Here is a 16,342-nt window from a genome sequence, read left to right as displayed (position 1 = left end):
GTTGTTTGAAAGGCCACGACCTTGGTTCTCCAGAAAAACTGGCAGTCCCTCATCAAGCCGGAGAAGCTTGAAGTCGAGCCCGGCCCGGTTGCCTCGCGCATCGCCACAGTCGTGGCGGAGCCGCTGGAGCGCGGTTTCGGTATGACGCTCGGTAATGCGCTGCGTCGTATTCTTCTGTCCTCACTTCAGGGCGCTGCAGTAACTGCCATTCAGATTGATGGCGTGCTGCATGAGTTCTCTGCTGTACCTGGCGTGCGTGAAGACGTAACGGACATCGTCCTGAACGTTAAGCAGCTTGCTCTGCGTATGCACAGTGAGGGACCGAAGCGCATGATTCTCACGGCGACTGGTCCGGGAGAAGTAAAGGCAGGGCAGATTCAGGCCGGGCATGATATTGAAATCATGAACCCTGATCTTGTGATCTGCACCCTTGATGATGGTGTGAAGCTCGGAATGGAGTTCACCGTCAACATGGGCAAGGGTTACGTTGCTGCTGTTGCAAACCGTCCGGAAGATGCTCCGATTGGTATGATTCCGATCGATGCAATCTACTCACCGGTTCGCCGCGTGTCTTACAAGGTCGAGCAGACCCGCGTTGGTCAGGTCACTGACTACGATAAGCTGCTGCTGACGGTTGAGACGAACGGTGCTGTAACGCCGGAAGACAGTCTGGCTCTTGCTGCGCGTATTCTTCAGGATCAGCTTCAGCTGTTCATCAATTTTGATGAGCCGCGTCCGGTCCAGCATGAAGAGCCGCAGGACGACCTGCCGTTCAACCGCAATCTTCTTCGCAAGGTTGACGAGCTCGAGCTTTCGGTGCGTAGCGCCAACTGCCTCAAGAACGACAACATTGTTTACATTGGCGATCTGGTGCAGAAGTCCGAACAGGAAATGCTCCGTACGCCAAACTTCGGGCGTAAATCGCTCAACGAGATCAAGGAAGTTCTCACCGGTATGGGGCTGTCGCTCGGCATGAGCGTCCCGGCCTGGCCGCCCGAGAACATCGAGGATCTGGCCAAGCGTCTCGACGAGACGTTCTGAGAACTTTCAAGGTAAGGAAAACTAGCAATGCGTCATGGTGTGAGCGGGCGTAAGCTCAATGTCACCTCTTCTCACCGCGCTGCCATGTTCCGCAACATGGCCGTCGCACTCATCAAGCACGAGCAGATCACGACGACTCTGCCGAAGGCGAAAGAACTTCGTCCGGTTGTTGAGAAGCTGATCACTCTCGGTAAGCGCGGTGACCTGCACGCTCGTCGTCAGGCATTCGCTCAGCTGCGTGATGACACGGTTGTCAGCAAGCTCTTCAGCACGGTTGCTGAGCGCTACAAGGCTCGTGCCGGTGGCTACTCTCGCGTTCTGAAGGCTGGCGTACGCTACGGCGATAACGCCGACATGGCAGTCATTGAACTCGTAGAGCGTGATGTCGATGCCAAGGGCCAGGACAGCGGTCCGAAGCCAGTTGCAGAAGAGCAGGAAGCCGCCTGAGGCTTCTCGTTTTGAGACGAAAAAAAGGCCGGTGCAGCAATGCACCGGCCTTTTTTTTATTCTGCGGTTCACATTGCTGTGCAGAGTGTGTAGTTTTGCCACATCTCTTGCAGGACGATTCCCGTCTGGTTTGTTAACCGGCTGTTTTTCTCCCGCCCGTCAGGGCGGGGAGGGTATCTCTTTCCTGAAGGTCAACAATCTGTTGGCCTCGCTGTCCTGCATAATTTTGAGAAACGGGTCCGAGCACTCTCGTAGGGCCCGCAACGACGCCTCCCATATCTGTTTCGGCAATGAGGCCGAAGCAGGTTCGTGACGCGCCTATGCCTGGAGAGCATGAAAATGTCCGAAACAGCCGCACCTAAACGCGGACTAGCGGAAATTCTTGGCATCCCACGCGCCCTTTTCTGGGCTTTTGTTGGTCAGCTTCTATTCATGGTGGGAGACGGTGTTGAAGCCGGATATCTCGACACCTACATGCTGCACCACGGCCACTCCCAAGGGTTCGTCAACGAACTCTTCACTCTTTACGGCATCACGGTCATGATTGCCGCCTGGTTCTCCGGGCCTCTCTCTGATCTGATGGGCCCCAAGAAGGTCATGTGGATCGGTCTGGTCCTTTGGGCTCTTCTGGAAGTCTGCTTCCTGACGTTCGGGCTCGGTCCGAATAGCGGGCCGATGATTCTTCTCTTTTATGCGCTGCGTGGATTTGCCTATCCGCTGTTCGCATACGGTTTCCTTGTGTGGATTGCTGCCGCAACTCCGGCTGCCATGCTTGGATCGGCTGCTGGATGGTTCTGGTTCTCTTTCTCTGCGGGCCTGCCGACACTTGGCTCCCAGTTTGCACGCTATACGATCCCATATCTTGGTGAACTCAAGACGTTCTGGTGCTCACTTGGTCTGGTGATTATCGGTGGCCTCGTCGCATTGCTGTTCACGCACGAGCCTACGGGTAAGAAGCGTCTGCTGCCTGATCATGTGCCAACCAAGGATATCTTCTTTGGCTCGCTGAGCATCATGTGGCGTGAGCCTAAGACGACGATTGCGGGCATTGTCCGTATTATCGACACGTCTTCGGAATATGCATTCCTTGCGATCATGCCAGCGTTCTTCGTGGATCAGCTGCATTTCAGCCTGGAACAGTGGCTCAATCTGCTGTCGCTGATCTTCCTCAGCAACATTCTTTTCAACCTTGTCTCCGGCATGGTTGCTGACACTCTGGGCCATCGTTTCGTGGTGTCGGTCTTTGGTGGCATCGGTGGCTTCATTGCCATCCCGCTGTTCTACTATGTGCCGATCTGGTACCCGGGGAATTTCTGGGCCGTGGCTGCTGCCGGCATTTTCTATGGTGCGACCGTTGCTGCATTCGTGCCGCTTTCCGGCCTGATGCCGCAAATCTGCCCACGTGAAAAAGCCGCTGCACTTTCCATTCTCGGCTTGGGCGCAGGTGCTTCTACCTGGGTTGGACCAGCAATCGTTTCGCTCTGTGGGGCCGTTTTTGGTCCGGGCATGAGCTATGTGATCTGGACGTTTGCCGTAATTTATCTCGCTTCTGCGGGAATGACGCTGGCTCTCAAGATTTCTCCTGAAGCTCGCCGTTATACGGAAGAAGCTGCAGCGCGCGGCGAAGTGAGCACGACTGTCGGGCACTAAGGCCCATCAGTCACACCTTCGTTGTTAAGTTGTAAAAGAAGAGGGGTGGTTCGTTATCGAACTGCCCCTGTTTTTGTATGTTCTTGATGGAATGATCTCGGAGTTAAAAATTATGGATGCTGATCTGGCTTCATATCTGGATGAGAGTGTGCCGTCGTTGCAGGAGGGGGCTGAACGTCTTGTGGATTGTACCGGCGCAAAGAAAAATATTTGCTCATTTGTAAGAGAAAGTCGGGCCGTGGTGGCGGATCTGATGGTGGATCAGCCATTTTTCTTGCTGCTGTCCGCTTTTGTCAGCGGTCTGTTGTTAGGACGTAGTCTTTTTTCAGGAAAGAAACCTTCCTGAGGCACATGACGTTACGACATGACCACGACCTATAATTCAAGGATCATGTCCCATGCTGCATTATGCTATCGTTTTCTTCATTATTTCTATCATTGCCGGTGTGTTCGGCTTTTCGGGCATTTCCGCAGCAACCGCTGGTATTGCCAAGCTGTTTTTCATCATCTTCCTGGTACTTGCTGTTCTGGCCATTCTGGCTGGCGTTGCCGGGCTACACGCTCTCTAAGCGCTGTATCCTTCGCCGGATGAGGGCATAAAAAAGGGCGGGATGAAAATCCCGCCCTTTTTGTTTTCAGCGTCCGTTTTTGTCTTTCTGGATGAAAGAGGGAAGCAAAGGGTTGTCTGTCTGAAGAGAGGCTTTCGTTGGGAGGTCTTTTACATTCCAGCCGCCGCCAAGATCAGTCAGCAGAGCAACTTCAGCATTGAATTGCTGCTGGCGAATGCTCAGTTGGCTCTCTTCATACTGAAGAGCGGTCTGCTGTGCTGTAATGACGGTCGTGTAAATCTGGGTGCCGGCGAGATACTCATTCATGGAGACCCGTACGGCAGCCTGGGCACTTGCGACGGCTTGGTTCTGAAGTCCTAGCTGCTGATCAAGGTAATGCAGATTCGACATCTGATCTTCCGTGTCTTGCATGGCTGCAAGAACAGTCTGTCGATATGTGGCGACCGCATTATCGTAGTCTGCCTCGGCTTCACGGATAGCAGCAGTTCGTGCGCCGCCCTGGAAGATCGTTTCCGTGGCAGCCGCGCCCAGGCCCCAGGTACGGGTAGCGGTCTGGATCAGTTGCTGGAGCGGATTACCGCTATAACCATAAGATGCAGAGAGCGTGATTTCCGGGAAGAACGCGCCAATCGCATATCCGATTTCGGCATTATAGGCTTCCATGTTGCGCTCAGCCTGGGCGACGTCCGGTCGGCGTTCAAGGATCATGGAAGGAACGGCTACAGGAGCTGCAGGAATCTCCTTGGGAAGCAATGCTGGAGCGATCGTCACGTCTGCCGGTGCGCGACCGGTCAGCATTGCAATGGCATGCTCATATTGGGCGCGGGCAATATGAGCATTGGCGAGGCTGGCTTCGGTGGATTGCAGAAGATACCGGGCCTGCAGAACGCTTGTTGGGTCAGCAACGCCTGCCTCAAGCTGGTTTTCAAGAATTTTGAGATTGTCCCGGTATAGGCCCACGTTGCGCGTATAGAGATCGACCAAACTGTCCTGATATCGCAGGCTGAAATAGTCCTGCGCCAGTGTCAATTGATAGGACAGGCGCATGCTTGCAACCAGCGCGGCGTCGCCCTGCGTTGCAGCAACCTGCTGCTGAACCTGCCGCCGTATTTTTCCCCAGACATCAACCGTCCAGCTTGCAGATGGGCCGGTTGCCCAAGTGTTGCTCGTGTAAGACTGTGATGAGGTGTAGGTGAAACCACCACTGGTGCTTGAGGCACTGCTGCCCTGCGAATTCCTGTTGAAGCTGAAATTCCCGCTCAGTGTGGGGTACAGGCTTGCCTTGATGGAATCGATGGTCGCCGCGGCTTTGCGATACTGCGCTTCGTATTCCTTCAGGCTCTGATTGGATGTCGCGATGCGTTCTTCCAGATCATTGAGAAGCGGATCATTGAAGATGGTCCACCAGTCGCCTTTGGGCATCTGAACCAGATCCGGGCGTGCCTTGTTCCAGCCGGCTGGTGGCGGCACTTCTTTGAAGTGTGGAGAAATGACTGCCGAAGGACGATGGTAATTCGGTCCAACCATGCACCCACTCAGGAAAGGCACGGCTGCTGCTCCCAGCAGAAAAGTACGCAGGGAAGGCATACGAAGGACGGTCATCAGATTTCCGTTTCCCGGGGCGAGATGTGAAGCAGAATGGCAAAGTTATGCCGGGCGCGGCCGAGCATCTTTCCAAAACGATCGAGATAAAGGAACACGACGGGCGTGCTGTAGAGCGTGAGAAGCTGGCTGACCATCAGCCCACCCAGAATGGCGATGCCAAGCGGGCGGCGCAGTTCGCAGCCATATCCATTCCCGAAGACGAGAGGCACGGCACCAAAGGCTGCAGCCAGAGACGTCATGAGGATCGGGCGGAACCGCAGAACGCTCGCCTGCTGGATAGCCTCAAAAGCTGTTGCGCCCTCGCGTTGTGCGACAAGAGCACAGTCGATCAGCATGATCGCATTCTTCTTGACGATACCAATCAGAAGAATGACGCCAATCATCGCCATGAGTGAGAACTCCTGCCCAAACAACTGAAGGGCGAGAAGGGCGCCGACGCCAGCAGAGGGCAGGGTGGACAGGATCGTCAAGGGATGGATCAGGCTCTCATAGAGCATACCCAGAACGATATAGACCGCCGCAAGAGCAGCAAGGATCAGCAAAGGCTCATCACTGACAGACTTCTGGAAAGCTGCGGCATTGCCTGCAAATCCACCATGAATAGTGGGCGGAACATGCAGTTTGACCATAGCCGCTTCGACAGCCTGAACGGCAGGTCCAAGAGATGCACCTGGCGCCAAATTGAAAGACACGGTTGTAGCGACGGAAAGTCCATCATGATTGACCGTCAGGGCCGTGTTCGTGGCGCGCTGATATCCAAGCACCGAAAGCGGCACCATGTTGGAAACGCTAGTGGCAACAGCTGCACCGCTAGACGCGGATTTTCCGCCTGCCAAAGCATTCGCCACGGAGTTGATGTAAGACTGTTCGCTCTGAGAGAGGGTGCTGGTTGTGGTGTCGGCTCGAACACGCAGGTTGTTCGAAGACGTGCCGCCTGCGGCGGTTCCACCAGATGCGCTAACCCACATCTGTTTCAGCGTTTCGGGGCTTTCCCAGTATCTCGGAGCGACTTCCATCACCACATGATACTGGTTCAGATTCCCGTAAATGACGGAAGCTGAACGCTGACCAAACGCATCGTAGAGTGTATTGGCTATGAGTTGGGGCGTGATGGAATAGCGGGAAGACATATCCCGGTTGATCGCAATGGCAATGGCCTGACCGCCTTCCTCTACGTTGGACGAAACATCCATGAGCAGGGGAATTTTTGAGAGCGCTGCAACAATTTTAGGCGTCCACTCATAGAGCTCTTCGGCAGATGGGCCTTCCAGCGAGTACTGATAGGCTGCGTCTCCCGAGCGCGCACCAATACGGACTGCCCCTGGAGCCATAAGGCGGAGTTGCGCGCCTGGAACGTGCGAGAACGCCCGGTTGATGCGTTGAACCGTCGCAGCCAGATCGTCCTTACGTTCCTCTTTAGACTTCAGAGCGACAAAAAGATTGGCGGAATTGGCCGAGCGTCCGCCTGCGCCACCCATAACCCCCGCAACATCCCTGTCTGCTGCGACGACTTTCATGGCGCGGGCGGTAATGTCTTTCAGGGACTGAAAGGACACGGACTGATCGGCGACGAGACGCCCCATGAGTTGCCCGGTATCTTCAGACGGAAAGAAGCCCTTGGGCATTTTCACAAAGAGAACACCGGCCAGAATCAGTGTTGCTGGCAAGGACATAACGATCAGGAATGGATGCCGAAGGCTCCATCCGAGTGACTGTTCATACCCTTTGGCGACCCGGTCGATCATGCATTCAAGCATGGAACCAATTCTGCCCCAGAAGCCCTGTGAGGCTACGGGCGCAGAGCTGAGGATCAGGGCGCTGAGCATCGGGGTGAGGGAGAGGGACAGCACCATGGAGATGGTCAGCGTGATAACCATGACCATTGCGAACTCATGGAATAACCGACCCGCAATGCCGCCCATGAACATGATGGGAGCGAAAACCACAATCAGGGACACGGTGATGGATAAAACCGTAAAGGCAACCTCGCTTGCCCCGAGAATTGCGGCTTCCACCCGCTCATGACCCATTTCCATATAACGGGTAATGTTCTCAAGCACGACGATGGCATCGTCCACAACGAAGCCGGTGGAGATTGTCAGAGCCATCAGAGACATATTGTCGAGCTGATAACCCAGCAGCGACATCACCCCGAATGTTCCGATGATCGAGATGGGGACGACGATCGCTGGAATGAGAATGGCGGACAGGCTGCGCAGAAACAGCAGTACAACGACGACGACCAGCACCACGGCTATGATGAGAGTTTGTTTCGTATCATTCAGGGACGCGCGGATTGTCTTGGATCGGTCAATCAGGACGTTGATATGGGTGTTGCCCGGCATTGCCGACTGAAGAATGGGAAGGCGCTTGCGAATACCATCAACCGTCTTGATGACGTTGGCCCCCCCCTGTGTGAACACCGTACAGATGATGGCGCGCTGGCCATTGAGGAAGCCCGTCTGGCGCAGATCTTCAACGCTGTCATTGACTTCCGCGACGTCTGTCAGGCGGACGGGTTGGCTGTTGCGATAGGCGACGACCAGCCCACGATAATCCACGGCCTTGCTGGCCTGATCGTTGGTGGACAGCATGAGGCGCGTGCCGTGGGAGTCAATGAAGCCCTTCGGCGTGTGAGCATTAGCCGATGCAAGTGCTGCGCGAACATCTTCGAAACCAATGCCATACCGGAACAGGCGGAGAGGATTCAGTTCTACGCGAACCGCAGGGAGGGAACTGCCGCGGATTTCGACTTCGCCCACGCCCTCAACCTGACTGAGCTGCTGAATCAGAACGTTGCTGGCAAACTCATAAAGCTCCTGTGGCGTCCGGGTGCTGGACGTCAGCGTCAGTGCAACAACCGGGGGACCGTTGGAGTTGGCTTTGTCGTAAGTCGGGTTTGTGCGCAGAGTGGAGGGAAGATCCTGGCGTGCGCCCTGAAGCGCAGCTTCGACGTCTCGCGCGGCACCATTGATGTCGCGGGAGAGGTCAAACTGAAGCGTAATGCGGGTCTGGTTGACCGTTGATTCAGACGTCATCTCCGTAACGCCCGAAATCGCACCCAGATGCCGCTCCAGCGGGGCTGCGACTGTACTGGCGATTTCGGACGGAGAACCGCCAGGCTGGTTCGCCATCACCATGATGACCGGGAAGTCCACGTTCGGCAGATCGGCGACGGGCAGGCTGAAATAGCCCAGGATGCCGCCGATCAGGAGCGCAACGGCCAGAAGGATCGTTCCAACTGGCCGCATGACGAAAAGGCGGATCAGCCTCACGGGTTGCTGTGCGTGCTTGGAGTTTGCGCCCGGCCTGCATGATAGCGCTGCATCAGCGTTCGCGTCTTACGGCCGATGCCGTCCATGAACAGATAGATGACCGGAGTGGTGAACAGGGTCAGCATCTGTGACAACATCAGGCCACACACAATCGCCACGCCGAGGGGGCGGCGCAGTTCGGAGCCGACGCCATGGCTCAGCATGAGAGGCAGGGCACCGAACAGTGCGGCCAGTGTCGTCATGAGGATCGGACGGAAACGCAGGAGAGCTGCCTGACGAATGGCTTCGAGCGGTGTGTGCCCTTCCAGTCGCTCAGCCTCGAGGGCGAAGTCGATCATCATGATGGCATTCTTTTTTACAATGCCGATCAGCAGCACGATGCCGATGATCCCCATGATGTCGAGGTCCATACCGAACAGGTACAGGCCAATCAGCGCGCCGATAGCAGCGGATGGCAGCGTCGACAGGATGGTGATGGGGTGGATGAAGCTCTCATAGAGAATACCCAGCACAATATAGACCGCGATGACCGCAGCCATAACAAGCCAGACTTCGTTCGTCAGAGACGAGCGGAAAGCTGCGGCTGTGCCTTGGAACGCGGTTTCGAATGCAGGAGGAAGGCCAAGCTGCTTCTCAACCCGTTCAATGGCACTCGTTGCCGCACCGAGCGAATACCCTTTCGAGACGTTGAAAGAGATCGTCGTGGCTGGGAACTGGCCGTAATGACTGATGAGGAGGGGGGCAAGGCTATGACTGATCGTCGTAACCTGCTTCAGCGGGACCAACCCGGAAGTCGGCTGACGTGTCGGGCCGGAGGTGCTGCTGCCTGCTTCGGATGAAATCCCCGGCAGGTACAACTGGTTGAGGGACGTCAGGTCGTTTTGAAGGTCTGGAAGAGCTTCCAGAATAACGCGGTACTGGTTGGCCTGCGTGTAGATCGTTGAGATCTGACGCTGGCCATAACTGTCATACAGAAGGTTATCGACCGTCTGCGGTGTGATGGAATAACGAGCACCCGTTGCACGGTCGAGCGAGAGCTGGGCAACCAGACCTTCAGCTTGCAGATCGGACGTGACATCCGACAGGGAAGGCTCCTGTTTCAGCGCGTCGACAATTTTTGGAACCCACGTCTTGAAGGTGTCGTAATCCGGGTTCTCAAGCATGAACTGGTATTGTGTGGCCGAAATCGAGGAATCCAGAGACAGATCCTGAATCGGCTGAACAAACAGCTGCGTTCCGATGACATTCTGGCCGACCTGGCCCAGACGCTGAAGGATGGTTGTCAGGTCAGAGGTGCGCTCATCCCGTGCCTTGAGATTAATCAGAAAACGACCGACGTTTAGCGTCATGTTCTGGCCGTCAATTCCCACAAAGGACGAAATGCTGGCCACATCCGGATCCTTGAGGATCTCGGCGCCCAAAGCGGCCTGACGCTCCTTCATGCCGTTGAAGGAAATCGCCTGGGACATGACGGAAATGCCCTGCACAACGCCTGTATCCTGCGTTGGGAAGAAGCCTTTCGGGATTGTGTAGGCCAATGCACCCGTCAGGATGATTGTTCCGAGCGTGACCAGAAGCGTCAGGCCACGGAACCGCAGAACCACGTCCAGCCAGCGGCCATACAGGACAATCATGCCATTGATGCCGCGTTCCGTTGCATCGGACAGGCGGCCCCAGAACCCACGGCTCTTGGAGGGGGCATGCGTATCCGTCAGCATCCGCGCGCACATCATTGGAACCAGAGTAATGGAAACAATGGCCGAGATGACGATCGTGATGGAGAGCGTCATGGCGAATTCGTGGAACAACCGTCCCACGACATCCTTCATGAACAACAGCGGGATGAGCACTGCGATCAGCGAAACCGTTAGCGAGATGATGGTAAAGCCGATTTCTCCGGCACCCTTCAGGGCAGCGGTGTAACGGTCTTCGCCAGCTTCCACGTAACGGGCAATGTTCTCGATCACCACGATGGCGTCATCCACAACAAAGCCTGTGGCAATGGTGAGGGACATCAGCGACAGGTTATCGAGCGAGAACCCGAGCAGATACATTGCCGCCATGGTGCCCACCAGCGAAAGCGGGACCGACAGGCTGGGAATGATTGTGGCAGGGACATTGCGCAGGAAGACGAAAATGACGCCGACCACGAGCAGCATGGACAGACCCAGCTCATATTCAACATCATCAACGGAGGCGCGGATGGTTGTTGTCCGGTCTGTCAGCGGTGTGATTTCGATGCCAGGGGGCAGGTCCTGCTTGAGCTGGGGCAGGATGCGCAGAACGTTGTCCACCACGCCAATCACGTTGGCGCCGGGCTGACGCTGAACATTCAGGATCAAAGCAGGCGTCTTGTTCGACCATGCCGCCAGCTGAGTGTTCTCTGCACCTTCGACGACAGTAGCCACATCACGAACGCGGATCGGGCCGCTGTTCTGATAGGCAATGATTTGGTCCATCAACTGATCGACGGACTTGATTTGCCCATCAATGCGTAGAGATGTAGAGCGTTTTGGGCCGTCAAATGTGCCTGTTGGGGAGTTGACGTTCACGGTCGTAATGATCGTGCGCAAGGTATCAATCGCGATGCCGTACGATGTCAGCTTCGGGATGTTGACCTGAATGCGGTACGCCTTGCGATTGCCACCAGACAGCGTGACGAGACCCACGCCGGAGATCTGGCTGATCTTCTGCTCAAGACGCGTGTTGACGTAATCTTCCACTTCCGGAAGCGGCAGGGTTTTCGACGTGATACCCAGTGTCAGGACCGGAGTATCCGCCGGATTGACCTTCGCATAAATCGGAGGTGCTGGCAGATCTGTTGGGAGTAGAGATGTGGCGTTGTTGATGGCTGCCTGAACTTCCTGCTCCGCCACGTCCATGGACATGTCGAGGCCGAAGCGCAGGGTCACCACCGAGGCACCGCCAGAAGACTGTGACGTCATCTGGTCCAGGCCCGGCATCTGCCCAAGCTGCGTTTCAAGTGGAGCCGTGATGGACGTGCTCATCACGTCCGGTCCGGCGCCTGGGTAATAGGTCGATACCGTAATGGTTGGGTATTCAACCTGAGGCAGCGCGGAGACTGCCAGGAAGTGGTAGCCGAGCAGTCCGCTCAGCAGGATGGCGAACATCAGGAGGCTGGTGGCAACCGGACGCTCGATGAACAGGCGGGACGGATTCACGGTCTTGCTGTTCCCTGTGAGCGGTCAGTGATTGCCGGTAACATCGGCTGCGGACGGATCATTGCCACGCTTGGCGGCATCGGTGCTCTGCTGGCCATTGCTGTGGCGATGATGGGTCTCGGCCGTCTTGGCTTCTGCAGCGGCGTTCTGGGTGTTCGGCGTGGACGTATCGGGGATTGAGATTTTCTGTCCCGGACGCAGATGGCTCACACCATCAGTCACGACGCGATCACCCGTCTTCACACCGGACAGAATGACGGCGTTGCTGTCGTCCGTCTCACCAACCTTGACCGGCACATCCTTCACCGTCATGTCCGGCTGAACGACATACAGGAACTGTCCGTCAGGGCCGGTCTGGAGTGCATTGCCTGGCACGATAAGGACGTCGTGCAGCGTATTGACGAGGAGATGTGCATTCACGAATTCATTCGGGAACAGCCGCTCGTCTTCATTGGCGAAAATGCCACGCATACGAACCGTACCGGTGGACGTGTCGATCTGACTGTCCAGTGCTTTCACGGTGCCGTCAGCAATCTTCTGAGTGTTATCGCTGTTCCAGGCCTCGACCGGGAGTTCCTGAACTTCACGCAGACGATCGGCAACAGGGCCAATCTGGTTCTGCGGAACAGTAAAGATAACGGAGATTGGCTCCATCTGCGTCAGGATTGTCAGGCCGCCGGACTGGCCAGCGGAGACATAGTTGCCCTTATCGAGCACACGGATACCAACGCGGCCATCAACCGGGGCAATGATGTGACAGTACATCACGTTCAGTTCGGCGTTATGGACGTTGGCTTCGTCGAACTTCACAGTGCCTTCAAGTTGCTGAACCGTGAATTCCTGATCTCGGGCTGTCATCGCTGATGTCGAGTTCTGACGGATCAGCTTCTGGTAACGGGCATTGTCCACACGAGCTTTTTCAAGCTGGGCGCGGTCGGCTGCAAGTGTTCCTTTGTACTGGGCAAGAATTGCTTCGTACGGACGTGAATCAATCAGCTCCAGTTCATCGCCTTTTTTAACGTGCTGGCCTTCCTGATAATACACATCAAGAATATGTCCGTTGACGCGCGGTGTAATCGTCACGTTTGTCACGGGAATGACTGTGCCGATCAGTTGCAGGATGACAGGCATGTCGCCTGTATGAACCGTGGCAACGGCAACAGGCTGAGTGTCGCCCGCGGCGCCATTTTTGTGCGATTTTCCTGAATGGGATCCGTGCGTCCGCAGGACTGCAAAAAGGATCAGCAGAATCACCAGAACAATCGTGCCCCATAGCAGCCAGCGACGGCGGGGGCGTCGGGCTGGCGAGGGGGACTGGGCGTTTATGCTCTGGTGGCGGTCGCTGGGTCCGGCCGTCTGCTCGTCCATAGTGGTCCTGTCTTTCCCGTACAGCTTTTTGGTATGGATGCACCTGAGAAACGGCATCCTTCCGTCAGTTCTTTCCTTATAGTGCAGCGAACGCAATGCTGCCATGACGGGACCTTAAATCCTGTTCAGGTTTGGCAACGAATACGCAACATGGAAGGCTAAGAGATTGCTTTTCAAGGCAATCTGTCTCTTGCTTCATTTCATGCTCGCACCATATCCTTATGGAAACCCGATGGTCCGTGGGCCGTTTAAGGCAGGAACGGATCACATCCGGATAAGGAGATACAGACATGGCTGATACGACAGGTACAAAGGCTGAGGGCCTACTTGATGAAGTCAAGGGCAAGGTCAAGGACGGCGTTGGCGGTCTGACGGGTGACACCGCCACGCAGGCTGAGGGTAAGTTCGATCAGCTGTCTGGCATGGCTCAGCAGGAATTCGCTGACCTCTATGACGAAGGCGAGACGAAGCTCGAAGCTGCGACGGCTTTTGTGCAGGATCGTCCGCTTATCTCGATCGTCATTGCAACAGTTGTTGGCATGATTGTCGGCGGTCTGCTGTTCGGGCGTAAGAGCAGCTGATTTCACACACGCATTACATCGTGTGCTAGAAGCCTCCCGGAGTAATCCGGGAGGCTTTTTTTCTATGGAATGGTTTTACGAGAATAACGGGCAGCAGACTGGGCCCGTATCCCGTGAAGAAATTCTGCGTCTGATCATGCAGCAGCGGATTCGTCCGGAGACGCTGGTCTGGACACCGACCTTTGGGGATTCCTGGCGTCCGGCATCGTCCGCCGGGCTGGTTTCACCATTGACGGGACTGATACGCCCTTCCGCCGAAATTTCAGAGCATTGGGCCTGGGCGCTTCTGGTTGGTCCGTGGATCATGGGGCGCCTGACGCTTTACATCATGGACTGGCGGCATGTTGCGGAAGCAGACCGCATGAGCACGATGTCTATCGTCAGTCTTCTGGTGCTTGGCCTTTTCTTTACTGCGTTTTTTATGGATCGGAATTCGATCCGGGAAACAGGCGCTACACCTCCAGGTTTCTGGTGGTGGCTGTTCCTGCCTGGATATTTCTGGCGTCGTCGCCAGATCACCGGACGAGGGCGATCTCTTCTTGCCGTCAGCATCGTGCTGCTCGTGTTCAACATCGGTGACACGATCAGCCGGTGGCCCGAAATACAGCAGCAAGTTAACCACACGCATCATGCCTCCAGCGCACCTCAGGTTCCGGCAGAGGGCGAGGGTGAGCAGGAAAACCTCTGAAAGGCACGTGAAAGAGTCTTTCAAGGCACACTTGACAACTTATTCTGAAAAATAAGCCATTTTTGGGCTTCCCTTTCGAGTCGCCATGATTCAAAACCGATTCGGTAGTCAGTTGATTAACCGGATTGGTCGGGGAGAAGTTCAGGAATGCCAGATTACGCCCTTGAAGCGGCCCACGGAGGGCTGGTCGTCGGGATCGACGAAGTCGGGCGTGGTCCTCTGGCTGGGCCTGTAGTGGCAGCAGCCGTTGCGTTCACATCTCCCCCCGATGAAATGCTTTCGCGTCTTCTGGATGATTCCAAGAAACTGACAGCGAAACGGCGAATGGTTGCCTACGAGCTACTGATGCAGGCTTCGAATATCCTGATCGGGGTCGGCGCAGCATCCGTCACGGAAATTGAACAGATCAACATTGCACAGGCCTGTCACCTTGCGATGAGGCGTGCATTGGACCGACTGGGCCCAATGCCAGATCTCGCGCTTGTTGATGGCAAGCATGCGCCCAAGCTGCCTTGTCCCATTCAGATGGTGATTGGTGGAGATGGCATCAGTCTCTCCATCGCGGCAGCTTCCATTATCGCAAAAATTACAAGAGACCGCCTGATGGCCCGTCTTGCCGTTCGGCATGATGCCTATGGATGGGAGCGCAATGCCGGATACGGCACCGCTGTTCATATGAGCGGCCTGAAAACGCAGGGCGTTACACCCCATCACAGGCGCGGATTTGCGCCTATTCGAAACATGATTGAAGCAGAGGCACACGCAGCATGACCGGCGAACTCCCAGTGGACCAGATCCTGCGTGGCGAATGCGTAGAGACGATGAAGACCCTGCCGGATGGCAGCGTGGACTGCATCTTCGCCGATCCACCATATAATCTTCAGCTTCGTGGCGAACTGCGGCGCCCGGACGAAACTGTTGTTGATGGCGTTGATGATGCCTGGGACAAGTTCGACGATTACTCGGCGTACGACAAATTCACGCGTGAGTGGCTGTCAGAAGCACATCGTATTCTGGACAAGGACGGCACGATCTGGGTGATCGGCTCCTACCATAACGTGTTTCGTCTTGGTGCTATTCTTCAGGATCTTGGGTTCTGGATCCTGAACGATATCATCTGGCGCAAATCCAATCCGATGCCGAATTTTCGTGGGCGCCGGTTTACGAATGCTCATGAAACCATGATCTGGGCGGCCAAGAGCCCGCAGAGCCGTTATCGTTTCAACTATCAGGCCATGAAAGCGCTGAACGATGACCTTCAGATGCGATCGGACTGGTACTTGCCGTTGTGCACGGGGAACGAGCGCCTCAAGAACGAGCACGGCTTGAAGCTGCATCCGACGCAGAAGCCGGAAAGCCTTCTGCATCGTGTGCTTGTGGCGTCCACGAATGTTGAGGATGTGGTGCTTGATCCATTCTGTGGCAGTGGCACGACCCCTGCGGTGGCCAAGCGATTGGGGCGTCACTACGTCGGAATTGAGCGTCACCCGGATTATGTGAAGGCGGCGCGTGAGCGGGTAGCCCGCGAAGAGCGTCTGACGTCCGAGCATGTTGCTGTTACGCCTGCCAAGCGCGATATCCCAAGGATACCGTTCGGGAGCTTCGTGGAAACGGGTGTCTTGCCTGCGGGAACGGCGCTTTACGATCGTCAAAAGCGTCTGAAGGCAACGGTCACGCCGGATGGCACGCTGGTATCGGGCAATCAGCGGGGTTCCATTCACAAGTTGGGCGCAATTCTGACCAATGCGCCTTCCTGCAATGGATGGACGTTCTGGTTCTTTGAGCGGGACGGAGAAATGGTGCCAATTGATATTCTGCGCCAGGAAAGCGTTGCCCTGCGAAACGTGGGCTAAAGCGCCCTTCCGCTCTGTAAAGCAGATTATAAAAAAGGCCTGAAGGAGAACTCTCCTTCAGGCCTTTTCTGTTTCTAAAACGT

General features: G+C 55.8%; 13 protein-coding genes. 9 read left to right on the top strand and 4 right to left on the bottom strand.

The window, feature by feature from the left end:
* Positions 1-21: 21 nt before the first annotated feature.
* The 5 genes from ABF979_RS08335 to ABF979_RS08315 all read left to right on the top strand — a co-directional run bounded on the left by ABF979_RS08335 (position 22) and on the right by ABF979_RS08315 (position 3,707).
* Positions 22-1,041: a DNA-directed RNA polymerase subunit alpha gene (locus ABF979_RS08335; protein WP_202207710.1), complete on the top strand. Its 1,020-nt coding sequence runs from the start codon at positions 22-24 to the stop codon at positions 1,039-1,041.
* Positions 1,042-1,068: 27 nt separating this feature from the next.
* On the top strand, positions 1,069-1,488 hold the full coding sequence (gene rplQ / locus ABF979_RS08330) for a 50S ribosomal protein L17 (protein WP_046901194.1): 420 nt from the start codon (positions 1,069-1,071) through the stop codon (positions 1,486-1,488).
* A gap of 333 nt (positions 1,489-1,821) precedes the next feature.
* On the top strand, positions 1,822-3,138 hold the full coding sequence (locus ABF979_RS08325) for an MFS transporter (protein ID WP_215750710.1): 1,317 nt from the start codon (positions 1,822-1,824) through the stop codon (positions 3,136-3,138).
* Between the two features lie 112 nt (positions 3,139-3,250).
* Complete coding sequence (locus ABF979_RS08320; protein ID WP_215750711.1) at positions 3,251-3,484, top strand: hypothetical protein; 234 nt, start codon at positions 3,251-3,253, stop codon at positions 3,482-3,484.
* Positions 3,485-3,536: 52 nt separating this feature from the next.
* A complete protein-coding gene (locus tag ABF979_RS08315; protein WP_007282750.1) occupies positions 3,537-3,707 on the top strand; it encodes a DUF1328 domain-containing protein in 171 nt (56 codons plus the stop codon).
* Positions 3,708-3,773: 66 nt separating this feature from the next.
* Here the strand turns inward: ABF979_RS08315 and ABF979_RS08310 are convergent, their stop codons facing one another.
* Genes ABF979_RS08310 through ABF979_RS08295 form a run of 4 tightly spaced genes read right to left on the bottom strand, consistent with a single transcriptional unit; the run spans position 3,774 to position 13,137 of the window.
* Positions 3,774-5,309 (bottom strand): efflux transporter outer membrane subunit, encoded by a 1,536-nt coding sequence (locus ABF979_RS08310; RefSeq protein WP_415559101.1) that lies wholly within the window; start codon positions 5,307-5,309, stop codon positions 3,774-3,776.
* A complete protein-coding gene (locus tag ABF979_RS08305) occupies positions 5,309-8,587 on the bottom strand; it encodes an efflux RND transporter permease subunit (RefSeq protein ID WP_415559099.1) in 3,279 nt (1,092 codons plus the stop codon). Before ABF979_RS08305 ends, ABF979_RS08310 begins: the two co-directional genes overlap by 1 nt.
* The gene (locus tag ABF979_RS08300) at positions 8,584-11,769 is read right to left on the bottom strand and encodes an efflux RND transporter permease subunit (protein ID WP_415559097.1); all 3,186 of its coding nucleotides are present in this window, start codon (positions 11,767-11,769) and stop codon (positions 8,584-8,586) included. Before ABF979_RS08300 ends, ABF979_RS08305 begins: the two co-directional genes overlap by 4 nt.
* Positions 11,770-11,793: 24 nt before the next feature.
* Entirely contained in the window at positions 11,794-13,137 is a 1,344-nt protein-coding gene (locus ABF979_RS08295) for an efflux RND transporter periplasmic adaptor subunit (RefSeq protein ID WP_415559095.1), read from the bottom strand.
* A 290-nt stretch (positions 13,138-13,427) separates the two neighbouring features.
* On the opposite strand from ABF979_RS08295, the gene ABF979_RS08290 reads away from it, so the two are divergent.
* The 4 genes from ABF979_RS08290 (at position 13,428) to ABF979_RS08275 (ending at position 16,259) form a co-directional block, all read left to right on the top strand.
* The gene (locus tag ABF979_RS08290; RefSeq protein ID WP_046901199.1) at positions 13,428-13,718 is read left to right on the top strand and encodes a CsbD family protein; all 291 of its coding nucleotides are present in this window, start codon (positions 13,428-13,430) and stop codon (positions 13,716-13,718) included.
* A 64-nt stretch (positions 13,719-13,782) separates the two neighbouring features.
* Positions 13,783-14,406, top strand: a complete 624-nt coding sequence (locus tag ABF979_RS08285; RefSeq protein WP_415559093.1) for a DUF4339 domain-containing protein — start codon at positions 13,783-13,785, stop codon at positions 14,404-14,406.
* A 147-nt stretch (positions 14,407-14,553) separates the two neighbouring features.
* Positions 14,554-15,177 (top strand): ribonuclease HII, encoded by a 624-nt coding sequence (locus ABF979_RS08280; RefSeq protein ID WP_415559091.1) that lies wholly within the window; start codon positions 14,554-14,556, stop codon positions 15,175-15,177.
* Positions 15,174-16,259 carry a site-specific DNA-methyltransferase gene (locus ABF979_RS08275; protein ID WP_415559089.1) on the top strand — a complete coding sequence of 362 codons (1,086 nt, stop codon included), beginning with the start codon at positions 15,174-15,176 and terminating at the stop codon, positions 16,257-16,259. The genes ABF979_RS08280 and ABF979_RS08275 overlap by 4 nt, the downstream gene beginning before the upstream one ends.
* The last annotated feature ends 83 nt before the right edge of the window (positions 16,260-16,342 follow it).

Source organism: Gluconobacter sp., assembly GCF_047723935.1.
In the GTDB taxonomy this organism is placed as follows: Bacteria; Pseudomonadota; Alphaproteobacteria; order Acetobacterales; family Acetobacteraceae; genus Gluconobacter.
Note: the sequence above shows the minus strand (reverse complement) of the source record. Positions and strands in the feature narration are given on the sequence as shown.